The following is a 15,918-nucleotide window of genomic DNA, read 5'->3' on the forward strand; positions in this document are numbered from 1 at the left end:
TTAGGTTTTTGAACGGTTTACTTTCAAGTCTAATAAGGAACATCCATAGATCAAGTAACGTTTATAAGTGAAGGGTTATAAGTGGTTTAAACATATTCGTAAGATCTTCTGAAGCATTGCCACATTCCCTTTTGAATATATTGGTAGCTATGTTAAACGATACCTCAGTGCTAAATAAGACGAAGGGTGAGCTGCGCATATTAGTAATCTCCGTTAGAGGATTTCGTGCCCAAGTAGCCAATTGCAGTCTTTACGAGTTTGAAGACGTTCTGTGCGAACTCGAAAGCGCCAGGCTATATACCCCGACCCATGAATTCGAAATGCCGAGAAAGGTATATCGAATGACCAAGTACGCCACTGGGTCGGCAGATATTGCCAGATCTATCGCCCCTTTTCCTGCTGAAATTACGTTAGAAGAGGACTACGACTTATTGTTTGCCGTGTTTGATAATCCATGGCAGATGCATTTGATGGAGTCCATCAAAAATTGGCGCGAAAAATGTCGCCATAAGGCTTGTTACATCATGGAGACCTGGAAGCCTAGTTTTGATGACTGGCGCTTGGTGCACGAGCCATTTCAGAACTTCGACTATATTTTTTCCGGTATCGCCCATTGTGTGGATAGCTTTTCAGAGGTGACGGGGCTGCCCTGTAAGTACTTGGCGCCCGCCATTAATGCGCTGAAATTTTGCCCCTATCCTAATCCTGCTGAGAGATTGGTTGATGTTTGCTGTGTGGGTCGTCGTCCTGCGGGAGCCCATCAATCGTTGTTTGATCGGTCTCAGCAAGATGATAATTTCTTTTATTACTATGACACCGTTAACAACAAAAATTTAGAAGTTAGCAACCCGCGCCAGCATCGCGCTAAATTGGTCAATCTCTTACAGAGAAGTCGGTATAACATTGCCGCCCATGCCAAATTTGACTCCATGGAAGAAACGGGCGGATTTCACGAAATTGGGACCCGTTACTTTGAAGGCGTAGCTGCGGGGACAGTGTTAATTGGTATGCCACCCATGGGAGATGTGTTTCCCCAGTACTTTGATTGGGAAGATGCCATTATTAAGGTCAATCTCTATAAGCAAGATGTGCTGGAAGTGATTGATGCCCTCAATGCCCAACCTGAACGGGTGGAGGCCATTCGCCGTCGGAATATTGTCAACGCCTTGCTAAAGCATGATTGGGTCTATCGCTGGCGCGAGGTTTTAGAAGCCTTGAATTTAGAGCCGAGTCAAGCGGTTTTAAATCGGGAAAAACAGTTGCAGAGACTGGCCTGCAGTGTTGATCCAGTGGATTTACCGATTGCTTGTTAGGGTAGCCCTGTTGCAGGCTATTCCAAGGTAAGCCGCGCTGCTGCTGGCGCGGCTGAAACGAGCGGCCAGCTGGGCTTATTGTCTGGGCATGCTAAAGAAAACCCTGCCGAGGATCGGCCCTGCCAAGTTATATTTATTCGACTTAGGCGACGCATCGACAGCTAGATGTTAGGACGCTAGCTGTTGATTGTTGTTGGATTGGTTGGATCGGTAAATCACGATAGTGGCGCAAAGGTCTGGATTTAGGGATTCAGGACGATTATTCATGAAAATCTGATTTAGACAATAGTGGAATATTGTCCTAAACTTCATCGTCAGGCTCTAGTTCTGTCTGATGAGATGTGCGAACATTTTAGGGAAGGTCTTCTACAAACGTCTAGTTATTATTATTTATTGATTTTGCTGCTCCTTGGGATGATTTTTTCTGAACAATGCTAGTGGATTGCACCCTTGTCATTGTTCAGCCTAAGTGTGCAATGGCTGAGTATCTCCTATTCTGGGAAAAGTAAATAATGTGCCCGTTGTAAACTCAGGTATTAGCTGGGTTTGCGACAATTTGGTGCTGCTGAGCGTATGGATAACGTTAGGAGCTGTTAAGAAACTAATTCACGGATTAATCCGAAAAGGCTGGTTAAGCCATGCTTTTACGGAAAAAGACCATGGTTTTAATTTTTAACAAGCCCTTAGTCTGTTCGGTGCCAAGGTCTATCTTGGTAAGCGATTTATGCTTTAAGGCGGCAACGGCGATTTTTTAGATCATTCATCTACTAATAGTGTTTGCATTTCTTATGTGTTGGTCCTCATTGTGACTCATCGAATAAGAAACATTTATAAGGTAAATAACGTTTAATGCTACAGGGGGAGCTGTGGCTAGGCTTTTTCGTGCTGATTGATGCCGTGCCCTTTGGAGGATGCAGGAGCTATGTTGATTGAAACTTCATTGGTTAAAAACAAAGATAACGGGCCGCGTGTTTTAGTTGTCTCTGTGCGAGGATTTCGTTCCCAGGTAGCAAACTGTGCGATTTACGAATTCGAAGATCTGATTTGCGATTTGGAGGGGGCTCAACTCTACGCTCCTAAGCAAGAATTTGACTTTGCTCGATGCATTTGCCGTTTGGCGAAATATGCCACAGGCTCCGATCGGATTGCGAGTGTTGTTGCGCCTTTTCCGGCAGAGGTCGTATTAGAAGAGGAATACGATCTATTATTGGCTGTTTTTGATAATCCTTGGCAGCTGCATTTGCTGGAGGGTATCAAAAACTGGCGAGAAAAATGTCGCCATACCGCTTGCTACATCATAGAAACCTGGAAGCCTAATTTTGATGACTGGCGTTTAGCCTACGAACCGTTCAAGAATTTTGAGTATATTTTCTCGGGCACGGTCAATTGTGTTGAGACCTTTAAGCAGGTGACGGGGCTGCCGTGCCATTATTTAGCACCGGGTCTAGATGCCCTGAAGTTTTGTCCCTATCCGAATACTCCTAAGCGGATGATTGATGCGTGTTGTGTGGGGCGGCGTCCCGCCGAAGCCCATCAGATGTTGTTTGATCGCTCGCAGCAGGAGGATAATTTTTTCTATTATTACAACACCATTAACAATACTAAATTGGAAGTTGGGGATCCTAAAGCCCATCGTGCCAAGTTAATAAATCTCTTGCAGCGGAGTCGTTACAATATTGCGGCCCATGCGAGATTTGATGCCCTGAGCGAGACTGGGGGGCATCAGGAGATTGGGTATCGTTATTTTGAAGGTGTGGCTGCTGGGACCATATTGGTGGGGATGCCGCCCATGGGAGATGTGTTCCCCCGTTATTTTGATTGGGAGGATGCCATTGTTCGGGTCAACCTCTATGAACAAAATGTATTGGAGGTGATGGAGGAGCTAAACAATCAGCCTGAGAAGGTTGAGGCGATGCGGCGACGGAATGTGGTGAATTCTCTGCGTAAGCATGATTGGGTTTATCGCTGGCGAGAGATGTTATCCACCTTTGATTTGGAGCCCAGCCAGGCGATGCTTGATCGGGAGCGACAGCTACAGCAGCTGGCAGACAGTGTGGATGCGTTAGATACGTCCTTGGTTTGTTAGGGACCGGTATAGGGAATGAGTTTGGCTAGCTGGGTAAGTTTGAGCATGGTGTTGCGGCGAGCGGGGGGATGGCATGGTGAAGACAGTTGAGTTTAGCAATGGCGATCGCATGCCCATTTTGGGCCTGGGTACCTGGAAGTCTGCACCCCGGACAATACAGGGGACGGTACGGCGGGCGATCGCATCTGGCTATCGCCGCCTGGGTCTGGGTCTGTGGGCCTATGCCCCGGAGGATGTGTACTATGCCGTGCGGCATGCGATCGCAGCGGGCTATCGCCACATTGACTGTGCCCATGTCTATGGCAACGAAGCCAAGATTGGCCGAGCCCTGGCAGACTGCTTTAAAGAAGGCATTGTCACCCGCGAGCAGATGTGGATTACCTCTAAGCTGTGGAGCGATGCCCACGCCCCGGAGGATGTCCAGCCCGCCCTCGAAGCCACCCTGGTCAATCTGCAGCTAGACTACCTAGATTTGTACCTTATGCATTGGCCCGTGGCGGTCAAAAAAGGCAGCACCTTTCCCGTGACCCCAGAGTCCCTGGTCTCTCTGCAAGATCTGCCCCTGTTGACCACCTGGCAGGCCATGGAGTCGCTGGTGGACAATGGACTATCGCGCCACATTGGCGTGTCTAACTTTAGCATCGCCAAATTACAAAACCTGCTAGACAACGCCCGGCTGCAGCCAGAAATGAACCAAATTGAGCTGCATCCCTATTTGCAACAGGCAGCGATGTTAGAGTTTTGCCGCGCTAACAATATTCACCTCACCGCCTATTCCCCCCTGGGCTCCTCAGATCGACCTGATAGCCTGAAGGCAAAGGATGAGCCGGTTTTGTTGCAAGAACCCACCATCGCCGCCATCGCTAAGCGCCATGGGGTCAGCTCCGCCCAGGTTCTGCTCAGCTGGGCAATGCAGCGGGGCACGGTGACCATTCCCAAGTCCTTTAACCCGAAACGGATTCGCCAAAACTTAACCTCCGTTGAGGTGGCCCTCACGCCAGAGGATATGGAAACCATTGCTGCTCTGGACTTGAACCGCCGCTATGTGGACGGGGCCTTTTGGCAGGTGCCCGGCGGACCCTACACAGTGGAAACTATTTGGGACCTGTGATGTGGCGTCGCCAACCTTACAGCAACAGAGCTTTACGACAATAAAATGCCTCTGCATACTTATGGGGGGCATTGGATTCAATGCCCCGCAGCCTGAGAATGGCTGAAAACGTTTCTTCATCAAACCATTGCTTGTTGGCCTGGGTTTGGAAGTGCTGCATCAGGTAGTCGATTTTCTGTCGATAGATGGGCGGCTCAAGGTGAACAAAGAAATTAGGTTGGCCTAAATCGCCGTCGTATTTTGGAATTTCATATTCCAAAATCATATGGTTACGAAAGGCATTCAACGTTAGCTCAGAGACTAATTTATGGTCCTGGTGTAGATCGTTGCGATAGTGGGTGAGCACCAGATCCGGTGCAAAATTTTTACTCAGCTGATCAAAAAACTCTTTGATCTCAATGGCAATGTATGGGAAAAATCGCTCCCTAAACTCTTTGACAACAACGGTTTTCTGGCTGGCGTTTGCTAGAAAGCTATTGGCGCTGGCCAACGCTTCTGCTTGTCTGTGGCCGGTGGCGGAAAAGACCACCCAATAGACTTCCACCGCTGGAAACTGTTCTAGCAATTTTAAGATAGTGCCGCCACAGCCGATTTCAATGTCGTCACTGTGGGCACCCAAACACAGGATGCGGTGCAATGAGTTGCGGCGCAATGGGCTTTGATCCTGATGATTGTTTAGCAGCTTGAGCATAGCGAGGGGACGTTAGGGTTAGACATGGGAATCCACAGGGTGGGGGCTTTCCCTACCCTGTGGATATAGGCTAATGGATAGCTGGGTTAGGACGCTAACTTACTTGCAGTCTGGATGTTGCGAGGTTTTTTGCCCTGGGGCAGGGTGCTATTTTTCGATAGCTCTGGATGGGACTCCCAGAGGGCCCATGGCGTGTGCCCCTTGGCATACATATCATCAAACGACATTTTTTCCTTGAGGGTATCCATACAGGCCCAGAAGCCAGGATTTCGATAGGCAATTAGCTGCTTGTGTTCGATGAGGCGCTGAAACGGATCGAGCACGAGTTCTTCCCCCGGCTGCATGTAGTCAAAGATTTCTTGGCGGAGGGCAAAGAAGCCGCCGTTGATCCATAGGTCGGACTGGCCAACGGACTGAATGTTGTTGACTAGGCCATCTTCTGGATCTAGGGAGACCACATGGAACGACTGGGAGGGCTGGACGGCTAGGAAGCTAGCGATTTTGTTTTGTTGGTGGAAGTGATCGAGATATAGGTTTAGGTCAAGATCGCTAAGGCCATCGGCATAGTTGGCTAGAAAGATTTCTTCCCCTTCCAGGTAGGGCCTGACGGCGGCTAGACGCTGGCCAACGTTGAGGTTGATGCCAGTATCGACAAATGTGATTTTCCAGTCTTCTATATCGGTGGTGTGCAGATCAATGTCTTTACCACCGTTGGATAGGGTGAAGTTGTTGGATAGGCACTCGTTATAGTTCAAAAAATAGTTCTTGATGTAATCGCCCTTGTAGCCCAGGCATAGAATAAATTCCTTGTGGCCGAAGTGGGCGTAGTAACGCATCAAATGCCAAATAATCGGACGATAGCCAATTTCCACCATGGGCTTAGGAATGGTTTCAGAATATTCTCTGAGTCGAGTCCCTAAACCACCGCAAAATAGAACGACTTTCATTGGGTTTCTCCTTTGATCTCTCAGTATTTATGAGTTGGGTTTAATTAAAAAAGGGCGTTGCTGATGCTTAAAAGCATGTCATCTGCCCTAGGTACGGGGCGAAAAGCTGACTGGATTGATGTGTTGTCTCAATTAAGGAAAACATTAAAATTTAAAGGTGTGGGCCGATAAATTCTCTCCTAGTGATGTCTTATGTTTATTGGGGCACAACCGATGGACAAACCTTTAGCAGGCCACTGTTGGCAAGCCTGAATGCTGCATTTTTGATGATGGCAAAGCTGAGGTTGGCTTGCTCTGCGATGTCGAACAAGGTGTGTTCTCCGTCGGATAGGTTGAGGACCCACAGCATGGCCATGCGATCTTCCGGCGCGGTTTGTTTGCCGCCATAGACGCTGTAGAGCCCCCGTTTACCCAACTGCGGCTCACATTTGGGATTGGTATTTAAGTAGGTGTGGTTGTGTTCTAACACATCAATCACACTCAAATACGTTTCAAAGGAGTTTACCAACGAAGACGGCTGGACAAAGTCTAGGTTGTCCGCGGAGGTGTGGTATTCGGGGAAGGTGCCAAATTGGCTTCTGGTGAGGCTGCCAATGGGTAAATTGAAGCCGGGAGAACAAAATTGGCGCTCATCATACCCGTAGGGGGAGAAATCGATGATTTCATGGTTGGGGGCTGAGTGTTTGAGAATGTGGGGGACCACCCGATCAATGTCCGCATTGCCGCGACGACTTTTTTTGTAGGTGAGGTGCCCCGGGTCGCCCACATTGGCCACGGTTAAACCGTGTTTAATATTGGCAACCTTATGTTCATTGCAGCTAAGCCAGGTGATGGCCCCAATGGTGGCCGGGGCAAAGACAAATCGGTAGGAGTAGCGGCGGGACTGCTGGCTGAGATGTTTGGCTAGGAAGGTGACTAGGGAGACACCTGACAGGTTGTCGTTGCACAGGGAGGGATGACAATCGTGGCAAAATAGCAGGATTTCATCCGTTGTTTGGCCAGGTAAAAATAGCTCGCCATAGGTGAGGGAGCCATCTTTAAAGCTTGAGTCGATATAGGCTTCGTACTCACCATCTGGCAGGGACTTGAGGGTGTTGTCGGTGAGGCAAAAGCCCCAGTTTTCGTTGTAGTAGGAGGTGCGATAGGGAATCCAGTCCGGGCGATCGGGCATGGAGAAAAGATGCTCTTTCAATTCAGAAAGGGGCATCTTTTTATGAATCGGTAAGCTGTAGTTTAAGACATGCAAGTTCGATTCTTGGAAATCAACGACTTTTTTCCCCGTCGCATCCTTGATGTAAGCGTCACGGATATTCCATTCCTTGGGTACGGTCCAGTCAAAAACAGGCGTACCCGATGGAACTTCGTGAATCTCTAGGGGGATATGTTGCTGGAGAATCTTGAGGGATTTGCGTACGCCATCGCCCGTAATGCTCCGGCAAATTGGATACAGCTCGGTGATCAGGTCGTACATGGCCGACCCGAGGCTGGCGGCGTCCAGCCCGAGGCTGGCGGTGTCCAGCCCGAGGCTGGCGGTGTCCATTGGTTTGGTCTCAAGATTCGCAGTCATGATCCTGGTGTAGAGAGTGGGTGAGCGATCGCAAGCTAGGGATAAACGGTTACTTCAGGGATGGGCACCACAAATTTGCCGCCCCATTCGCGAATTACACTCATTTGCTCCATGATTTCGTCCTTCACATTCCAGGGCAAAATCAGCACATAGTCGGGTTTGGTTTCCTTGATTTTGTCGGGATGGTAGACGGGAATGTGGGTGCCGGGCAGAAACTTGCCATGCTTATAGGGGTTGCGGTCTACCGTGTAGTCGAGGAAATCGGTGCGGATGCCGCAGTAGTTTAGCAGCGTGTTACCCTTGCCCGGTGCGCCGTAGCCCACAATAGTTTTCCCTTCTTGCTTGGTCTTAATCAAAAAGTTTAGGAGTTTGCGCTTGGTTTCTCGCACCTGTTCATCAAAGTGGGTGTAGCGCTCTAGGCTGGTAAACCCGGCGGCCGCTTCCCGCTGTCTGAGGTCGATGACCCGATCGCCTACGGGCTTGGTCTGATCATCGGTGTGGCGGGCATAGATGCGCAACGAACCCCCGTGGGTGGGCAGCTCTTCCACATCAAAAATGGTCATGCCGTGGGCGGCAAAAATAGTTTCTAGGGTGCTGAGGGTGTGATAGAAAAAATGCTCGTGGTAGATGGTATCAAACTGGTTTAGCTCCATCAGCCGCATCAGGTGCTGAATTTCGCCAGTGAACACACCGCCCGGCTTCATTAAAATTTTGATGCCCGCAATAAAATCGTTGAGGTTGGGCACGTGGGCAATCACATTGTTTGCCGCAATCAGGTCGGCGGCTTTGCCCTGGGCTACCAGGGTCTTAGCGCAGTCTTCCCCAAAGAATTCGTTGAGGGTGGGGATGCCTTTTTCGATGGCCACCTTGGCAATGTTGGTGGCGGGCTCCACCCCCAGCACCGGAATATTCTTGTCTACGAAATACTGCAATAGGTAGCCGTCGTTGCTGGCTAGTTCCACCACGTGGCTATCTTGGTCGAGGCCAAAGCGCTCTACCACATTGTCTGTGTAGGCCTTGCACTGGGCCAGCCAGGTATCGCTAAAGGAAGAGAAGTAGGCATATTCAGTAAAAATATGCTCTGGGCTAACATAGGCCTCGAGCTGCACCAAAAAACAATTGCTGCACACCCGCACATGGAGAGGGTAGAACGGCTCCATTTGGTTGACCCTGTCGACGCTGAGGATGCTTTCGCACAGGGGCGACATGCCCAAATCTACGAGGGTATGGTTCAGGGATGTGCTGCAAAAGAGACACTGGGGCGTGTGTTCGGAAGAGGATTTAACAGTTTCTTTGGTGATTGTTTGTTGACTCATTTTTTATGTTAAGTGGTAGACGATATAACGGAGCTTACATGAGTTGCGCAATGGCCGCTTTCGTGACCTGTCGCATGTCGGCACCAGCCTGGTAGGCCTTGGTCCATGTAATGATTTGTTCTAGGCTTTGTTCTAGGGAAATTTGGGGGGTCCAGTCTAGTTTAAGCCTGGCCTTGGAACAATCTAAGCTGAGGGAATGGGCTTCGTGGGGATGGTAGGCTTTGTCTTGTTCCCAACTGGCCCCGTCGCCCCAGAGGGACAAGAGTTTTTCCACTAGCCAGCCAACGGGTTGAATGTCGGAGGCATAGGGACCAAAATTCCATCCGTCGGCATAGGCAGGGCCGCGGTGGTATAGATTTTCCGCCAGGGTGAGGTAGCCATTGACCGCATCTAAGACATGCTGCCAGGGGCGGGTGGCATAGGGATTGCGAATCAGCACCGGCCGATTTTCTAAGATGGCTTGGACAATGTCGGCCACCAGGCCATTGTGGGTCCAGTCGCCCCCGGCAATGACGTTGCCCGCGCGGGCGGTTGCGATCGCAACCCGGTGTTCCCCATAGTCACTGGCATTAAAAAACGAATCCCGATATGCCTGGGTGACCAGCTCGGAGCAAGCCTTACTACTACTGTACGGATCGTAGCCGCCCAGCGGGTCCACTTCGCGGTAGCCCCAGACCCATTCCTTATTTTCATAGCACTTGTCCGAGGTGACATTCACCACCACCCGCACCGTATCCACCTGGCGCACCGCCTCCAACAGGTTGACCGTGCCCATCACATTGGTTTCGTAGGTGGAGACCGGGTCTACATAGGACGTGTGCACCACAGACTGGGCTGCAAAGTGAATAATAATTTCTGGTTGGTGGTCAACCACGACCTGGTGTAGCGTTTTGCGGTCACAAACGTCGCCCACAATCGACGTCATGCCCGTAGCCACCTGGGCCACTTCAAATAAACTGGGGCTTGTCGGCGGCTCTAGGGCGTATCCCACTAGCTCAGCGCCCACCTGCTGGAGCCAAAGGGATAACCAGCTACCCTTAAACCCCGTGTGCCCCGTAAGTAGTACACGCTTTTCTTTCCAAAACGTCGGGTCCATGACACCTCTGACAAATGCTTGCGTCCATCAGTAATACTTGCTGAAAATCAATTAAGGATTTTCTCAGGATTATCTAAGGATTTACACGCAAAGACGGAATTGTTCGACGTTTAGTTTCCGTAATTTCTACATACTCAGAAAATAGTGTTGAGTAACGGGTGCTACAGACCAATAGAACAATATGCGTAGTTGGTCAAGCATTACGATTTTAGTCAGATATTGACGTGGGCATAGGATTGTGTTGAGTGTCTGTCAGGTAATCTTGACAAGGACGGCATGGGACTGTGGGACGTTGGCATGCGCCATGGTCGATGCCACGGGCATTATCGGGCCATAACAGAACTTGCGTAGCCGCTAGCCACCCATGGTTTTGGCAATGATATTGTTTCCTCAACAGTTTCGTGGTGAGAGAACCGTTGAGTATTTTTGTTGTATAGCATGTAATAGTTGCCAAGGGTAAACTTGATTCTACGCTGAACGGTGGCCACCCGTTCTCTCCAGGTTGGGGAGATGGCATCCCAATCACTTTTGTTCATAACCCGAAAATCAAATGATACGCGGGTAGGTCCCTGGGCGTTGATTTTGTTGTGGTGCATACAGCGGGCACCCCAGAAGCGTAGCACCTGGCCATTGTTGAGCAGCATGGGCCGAAAGTCTCCTTTGCCCGGTGCCGATTCTAAATGGAGGGTATTGTCGGGGAGGCACTGGGTAAAGGGCACCCAAAAGTTAAATTCTACATCGGGGTGGTTGTAGTCTGCGTCGCAGTGCAGGCCGGGGCGGCTGGGATCGCCGCCGGTGTCGGAAGGGATGGCGGTATTGTTGGGTAGGTGGATGCGGAAGGTGGGCTTTGCCTGGACAATGAGCTGATCGTCTGCAAACTGTGGGGCGATGACGGTGCTAACAAAATCGCGATAGGCCGCTAATAGCTTCGGAAGTTTGGGGCTATCGTAATATTTATTATGGAAGTAGAGGTTTTGGTCGCTGGCAAAGGTTAAGAGATGGGATGATTTTGCCTTGTCTAGTCGATGGATGTGCTCTAGCGATAGGGCAGGATCTGCCATATCTGCCAGCAAAATGTCTTGGATGAGTTCAGCGAAGTTGAACCGACGGGTGTCGTAGGAAAAGACACGTTCCTTAGTTAGGGCAGTTTGTTTCATAGTGCGATTCAGGGGACGAGGAACGTTAGGGGTGCTGTGACGGTGCACCTAGTGAAATTTAGGATATGGGCGCTGGCCTTCACATCCGCTATGTGACTGTATTGTGGATTACCCTGAGGGAAAATAGGCTAATAGTCGCAGACACACCTTGTTTTAGGCGATGACGCTTTAAATTTACGCCATTTTGCTTATATGGGTATGCCTCTTCTAGTTTCTTTAAGTTTCAGGGGTTAGGTCGTTCGGAGTTGAGAATATGCAGGTAGGCGTTGAGACTGTGGCGTGGGTCTGCCTGCTATTCGTAGGGGCATTGCAGGTAATGCCCCTACGGGATGGGTTTTATCTGGAGTTTATTGTTGTTCTGTTTTCGTAGACGTTAAATGTATTGTGTCTTCTAAATTCTAAACTCTGTCTTCTGATCTTTCGCTTAGTTTTCAAGACGTGCTTTGATGGCAATGATTAGTTCTGCAAAGCCAGATTCTGTATGAATATCTTAGGTTGAGGTATTCATACCCTTGAGTATTTCGATGAGTTTGGCAATAGTGGCGTGGATTTAAGTGTAAAGATCGATAGAGTTGCGAACGGCTGCTGAGTCCCTCTATATTCCATATCTTATGGATACACGTGGATTTTATTTTTAGGTGTCTGGCTGTTGTATTTGGCTAATGTCTTTGCATTCAGTTTATCGAAGACTATTAAGAGGATGAGAGCTTTTAGATTGTTCGTTTTGAAGATTTTGACAATTATATTGAGACTTGGCTTAGCCTGATTTTACTGCGTTAACGGGCATTAATCTCTTTCAATGAGCCCTTAATGCCCGTTGATGCTCTTATTCAGTGAGGGGTTTTCGGTTTTGATTTTTCTGGGATCCCCTCAAGTATGAATATACCGAAATTCGTCTGAATATTACTTTTGAAAGTGTAATTTTTAGAGATGCAGAAGGCCAAAATGAGGGTTAGTAAAAATGAACCAAAAAATGGCCACAAGATGATGTCGTTGATTTTCATGATTAGTTTCTAGGAAATTGTTGCAGCTCTGAAAAGAACTTTTCTGTTCAAAGATTAGCAGTAGAAAAAAGATTTTACTAATCTGAGGATTTTTGAGTTTGATCAACAACAACCGAAACAATCATTCTTTTTCTCCTTTTGATTCATAAAACAGAAGAGAGTAATCAAAGAATAAATACGAACAAATATGTTTGTCGTGAGAAATGGTGCGAATATTCAAGTGTCGTAAAAGATTTGAAAGACATAGATGAAAGTCTATTGTGTTCGCAACACGATACTCTATGTTTTCACTAAGCTATTTCATGCTTTTCTGACTTTTGTGGATGTAAGTTTAATTTGATCATTTATAGGTAATTTGCATTTTTTATTCGAAAAACTTTTTTAATAGGGTTTTATTATGTATTATCTAGAATATATGTCTATACCATTTGAGTCTGTGTGGCTAATAATTCTTGTGTAAGCCCTACGAAAGTAGGCTTTTATATCTACATCTAAGTTCGTAATTATGTAAATATAACTTGGTTCATTTGAACTAAGATTTTGGACTGTAGAGCTTCGTAAGAAATCTTGGGATTTGATGCGAAAACAGGTGATACTAGCGAAAACTTATAGGATCGATTGGAATCTTCAGTGTGATTGATGAGATCAATGGTGCTTCTCAGGAACAGCAGCTAAGCGAGGAAATGAGCAACGGAGGTGTTAATAGAGTTACTCGTCAACCGTCTAGTTACATAACTAGACGGATAGAAAGCGTCTTTCATGGGTTGCCTACGGATGAGTTAAAGCAGAACTTTGCAGTAGCTATGGTTATGTCTGCTAATCTAGGTAGCCTGGAATTAGCACGCCCATGTCATCCGGAGCAAATTTATAAACGTTGCCGATTGAAGTTAGATATTCAACGGTCCTATGGAATTATTCTGAGTAAAGATGATGCTTTAGAGTTTCTTACTGATTTTTGTGCCGTAGACATTTCCGAGACAAGTTTCAAGAGGCTACACACACGCAAGACCTATTTTGAGAAATTTAATCGTGAGTGTCTGAAAGTAGGTAAGAGAAGGATGTTATGTACCTATGCAGAATGGCTTTACTTACATGACCATACGTTTGAACCTGAACTGCCTAGGTACTTGATTGATTTGCTCCCTGAAGATTGGGAACTTCCGACGGGGGGATAGGTGAAGGCTTGTCAATACCCTAAGACTACCGTATCTAGAATTTTATAGTATCGACAATATAATGGTACTTGACATTAGGTAAGTTATTTATTTAAGCGGATTTGAACGGTATTTATCAATTCTGAGAATCCTGAATCGGTATGAATATCTGGCGTTAGTGTATTCATGTCCTTGAGCGTTTCGGTGAGTTCGGCGATGGTGTTGCGAATGCGGGTGTAGAGGTCGATAGATTCGCGGAAGCCTTGTAAATTGGCAGAATTTACTTTTTTCATGGCTTTATCCAGCTTTTCAATTTTTTCTTCCCAGTGGATGACATAGTCAATACGTTCAACAGGATCGTAGATTTGGGCATCGTCGAGGACGATGGGGAAGATGCGATTATCGAAATTGCCACTGGCTGCAATTTCCACCAGTTCAAACATGCAGTTTTCGGATTTAAGATATTTGTCGCTAATGATGACAACCACGGCTTTACCCTTGCCGATTTGTTGCATAAACTCTTTAATGTGACCCTTGAAGCCTAGATCGCGTTTGTCGCGGATCAGTTCAATGTTGGCGGCTTGTAGAGCTTCATCTACTTTGTTGGTGATTTTTTCACTATCGCCACCCCAGGCATAGGACACAAATACTTCTTTTTTGGGTTGATATATCTGGGGTGGGGTACTTTCGCGAATTCGGTCATTGGGCTGTAGCGGTAGCCCTTGGGAGTTGCCCGAGTCGGATATATATTGCTTGGAAAAGACTTCATCCTTTTTGCCCGTCGGCAACTCTTCCATATTGCGGTAGAGAATATCATCTAACAGTCGGCGCACATCCACCATTTGGTAGCTTTCCTGGCATTGGATTTGGTACTGACCATCGCTGAGGAACTTTTGTAGCCGCTGGTAGGGATAGTCGTAGGGGGTTTGACTATCTTTGCAGCTAGAGCAGTTGCACGGGATTAGGGTTTTGTAGCGCAGTTGTTCGTAGGAGCGGTGGATTTTTTCTAACTCGTGGGTAACGGCAGAAAGCCAGCGCTTTTGATTGGAACCAGACACACGGATGCGGATTTCGCTTTTGGGGTAGTGTTCGGTGACTTCAGCATGGGCGGTGCCGTTGGTGAACACAACGCCGGTTTTCCAGACGAGGGTTTGGTTTTCGATAAATTCGTGTAGCTCGACGATCAGGCGGGTGAGGATGCCCTTGGGCATAAAGTCGTAGCGGTAGCGGAGGATAAGATTTGAGGTTTTTTCCCAGGGATATTCTGGTTGTTCTGGTGAGAGCAGTTGGGGGGCAATGTAGTGATGTTTACAGCCAGGAATTTCGTAGCAGAGCTTGAAATTCTTCATCAGCTGCAACAGTTCATCCCGCATGTCGGCATAGTCGTCTTGGTCCCAGATATTATTGAGCTGTTCGCGGGTAAAGCGACCAAAGTTTTCACGGATCTCCTGGGTATCTAGGGCATCGTAAACGGCGGCGGTGCCCCACTCGGGTTTGAGGATGACGTAGCGTTTGAGGATGGGGTCATCGTGGAAGTGGAGGATGACGCCGAGGTCGTGGAGGTAGTTGCTAAGGCTGTTTTGGCGGTCTCGTTCGGTGAGCTGGCTAGTGGAGCACAGGTCTCGGTATTCATTGAGGGTGATGTAGTTTTGGGTGGCGGCGTAGTTTTCTAGCGCCGAACGAACGCGGACCCATACCTTGGGCAGAGGCGTACCCACATGGGGCAGGCTGACAATGCGCTTTTGGATAGCCTCGGTAATGGCTTCCAGCCCCCGATTGTCTTCGAAGTTGGTGGCAAATACTTTTTCTAGGTTGGGGAACTCTGCCCGCAGGGCACGTTCGTTGACGTCGCACTGGCGGTCTTGTTTTTCATTTTTGATGATAAAGACGGGGCTATTGTCGCTGAGGAGGGAGACTATATTAAGCCAGTAGTAAAAGTCGGTGTTGTCTTGACGGGTATCGACCACCAGGGCATAGAGGGAGCGCTTGGTGAGGAAAAACTGGTGGGTGGCATGGTAGATTTCTTGGCCACCAAAGTCCCAGATATTGGTGCGAAACGGGGTTTCGTTTGCTTGGTCGAACTCCCAACGGATAACGTCAATACCTTCGGTGGATTTTTCGTCGGAGTCTAGCTTGTAGTCTGGCTTGAGGAGTTTTTTAGCCAGGGTGGTTTTGCCTGCGCCTCCTTCGCCAACGATAATAAATTTAGATTCATAGAGTGGCTCTGTTTCATTGGGATCAAGAACCTGGAAATAGTACTCTAGGATCTCTTTTACTTTGAAAGAATTGGTTAAAATCTCTGGTGGTATTGGAAGAGGATTGCCTTGTAAATTGAAGTATTCTAGAGACTCCAGCTGGACAATTTCAGGGGGTAGCTGAGTGAGTTGGTTCGCGCTGAGGTAGAGCTGAGTGAGACTGTTTAGCTGGACAATTTCAGGGGGTAGCTGAGTGAGTTGGTTCGCGCTGAGGTCGAGCT

General features: G+C 48.1%; 11 protein-coding genes. 4 read left to right on the plus strand and 7 right to left on the minus strand.

What is annotated here, in order from left to right; translation table 11 throughout:
* The first annotated feature begins 149 nt into the window (after positions 1 to 149).
* The 3 genes from IXB28_RS01570 to IXB28_RS01580 all read left to right on the plus strand — a co-directional run bounded on the left by IXB28_RS01570 (position 150) and on the right by IXB28_RS01580 (position 4,510).
* Positions 150 to 1,313 (plus strand): glycosyltransferase, encoded by a 1,164-nt coding sequence (locus tag IXB28_RS01570; protein ID WP_215616778.1) that lies wholly within the window; start codon positions 150 to 152, stop codon positions 1,311 to 1,313.
* A 922-nt stretch (positions 1,314 to 2,235) separates the two neighbouring features.
* Positions 2,236 to 3,399 (plus strand): glycosyltransferase, encoded by a 1,164-nt coding sequence (locus IXB28_RS01575; RefSeq protein ID WP_215616779.1) that lies wholly within the window; start codon positions 2,236 to 2,238, stop codon positions 3,397 to 3,399.
* A gap of 73 nt (positions 3,400 to 3,472) precedes the next feature.
* Entirely contained in the window at positions 3,473 to 4,510 is a 1,038-nt protein-coding gene (locus IXB28_RS01580; protein ID WP_215616780.1) for an aldo/keto reductase, read from the plus strand.
* A gap of 16 nt (positions 4,511 to 4,526) precedes the next feature.
* On the opposite strand, the gene IXB28_RS01585 is transcribed toward IXB28_RS01580, so the two are convergent.
* From IXB28_RS01585 to IXB28_RS01610, 6 genes are all read right to left on the minus strand, one after another.
* Positions 4,527 to 5,201, minus strand: coding sequence for a PIG-L deacetylase family protein (locus IXB28_RS01585; RefSeq protein ID WP_215616781.1), 675 nt, complete (start codon positions 5,199 to 5,201; stop codon positions 4,527 to 4,529).
* Positions 5,202 to 5,287: 86 nt separating this feature from the next.
* The gene (locus tag IXB28_RS01590; RefSeq protein WP_215616782.1) at positions 5,288 to 6,148 is read right to left on the minus strand and encodes a glucose-1-phosphate cytidylyltransferase; all 861 of its coding nucleotides are present in this window, start codon (positions 6,146 to 6,148) and stop codon (positions 5,288 to 5,290) included.
* Positions 6,149 to 6,344: 196 nt separating this feature from the next.
* Positions 6,345 to 7,715 (minus strand): DUF4910 domain-containing protein, encoded by a 1,371-nt coding sequence (locus IXB28_RS01595; protein ID WP_246559566.1) that lies wholly within the window; start codon positions 7,713 to 7,715, stop codon positions 6,345 to 6,347.
* A gap of 35 nt (positions 7,716 to 7,750) precedes the next feature.
* Complete coding sequence (locus IXB28_RS01600; RefSeq protein ID WP_215616783.1) at positions 7,751 to 9,031, minus strand: class I SAM-dependent methyltransferase; 1,281 nt, start codon at positions 9,029 to 9,031, stop codon at positions 7,751 to 7,753.
* 34 nt (positions 9,032 to 9,065) lie between these two features.
* Positions 9,066 to 10,127 carry a CDP-glucose 4,6-dehydratase gene (gene rfbG, locus IXB28_RS01605; protein WP_215616784.1) on the minus strand — a complete coding sequence of 354 codons (1,062 nt, stop codon included), beginning with the start codon at positions 10,125 to 10,127 and terminating at the stop codon, positions 9,066 to 9,068.
* A gap of 323 nt (positions 10,128 to 10,450) precedes the next feature.
* The gene (locus IXB28_RS01610) at positions 10,451 to 11,284 is read right to left on the minus strand and encodes a hypothetical protein (protein ID WP_215616785.1); all 834 of its coding nucleotides are present in this window, start codon (positions 11,282 to 11,284) and stop codon (positions 10,451 to 10,453) included.
* Between the two features lie 1,636 nt (positions 11,285 to 12,920).
* Here IXB28_RS01610 and IXB28_RS01615 point away from each other — a divergent pair.
* Positions 12,921 to 13,463 carry a hypothetical protein gene (locus tag IXB28_RS01615; RefSeq protein ID WP_215616786.1) on the plus strand — a complete coding sequence of 181 codons (543 nt, stop codon included), beginning with the start codon at positions 12,921 to 12,923 and terminating at the stop codon, positions 13,461 to 13,463.
* Positions 13,464 to 13,546: 83 nt separating this feature from the next.
* Here the strand turns inward: IXB28_RS01615 and IXB28_RS01620 are convergent.
* Positions 13,547 to 15,918 (minus strand): COR domain-containing protein (locus IXB28_RS01620; RefSeq protein WP_215616787.1); only part of this gene is annotated, 2,372 nt, incomplete at its 5' end.

Source organism: Leptothoe kymatousa TAU-MAC 1615, from assembly GCF_018739865.1.
GTDB lineage: Bacteria > Cyanobacteriota > Cyanobacteriia > Phormidesmidales > Phormidesmidaceae > Leptothoe > Leptothoe kymatousa.

Bases quoted from the DNA above. Each gene is read 5' to 3' on its own strand.
- IXB28_RS01570 (WP_215616778.1), top strand. From the start codon at position 150: ATGTTAAACGATACCTCAGTGCTAAATAAGACGAAGGGTGAGCTGCGC.
- IXB28_RS01575 (WP_215616779.1), top strand. From the start codon at position 2,236: ATGTTGATTGAAACTTCATTGGTTAAAAACAAAGATAACGGGCCGCGT.
- IXB28_RS01580 (WP_215616780.1), top strand. From the start codon at position 3,473: ATGGTGAAGACAGTTGAGTTTAGCAATGGCGATCGCATGCCCATTTTG.
- IXB28_RS01585 (WP_215616781.1), bottom strand. From the start codon at position 5,201: ATGCTCAAGCTGCTAAACAATCATCAGGATCAAAGCCCATTGCGCCGC.
- IXB28_RS01590 (WP_215616782.1), bottom strand. From the start codon at position 6,148: ATGAAAGTCGTTCTATTTTGCGGTGGTTTAGGGACTCGACTCAGAGAA.
- IXB28_RS01595 (WP_246559566.1), bottom strand. From the start codon at position 7,715: ATGACTGCGAATCTTGAGACCAAACCAATGGACACCGCCAGCCTCGGG.
- IXB28_RS01600 (WP_215616783.1), bottom strand. From the start codon at position 9,031: ATGAGTCAACAAACAATCACCAAAGAAACTGTTAAATCCTCTTCCGAA.
- rfbG (WP_215616784.1), bottom strand. From the start codon at position 10,127: ATGGACCCGACGTTTTGGAAAGAAAAGCGTGTACTACTTACGGGGCAC.
- IXB28_RS01610 (WP_215616785.1), bottom strand. From the start codon at position 11,284: ATGAAACAAACTGCCCTAACTAAGGAACGTGTCTTTTCCTACGACACC.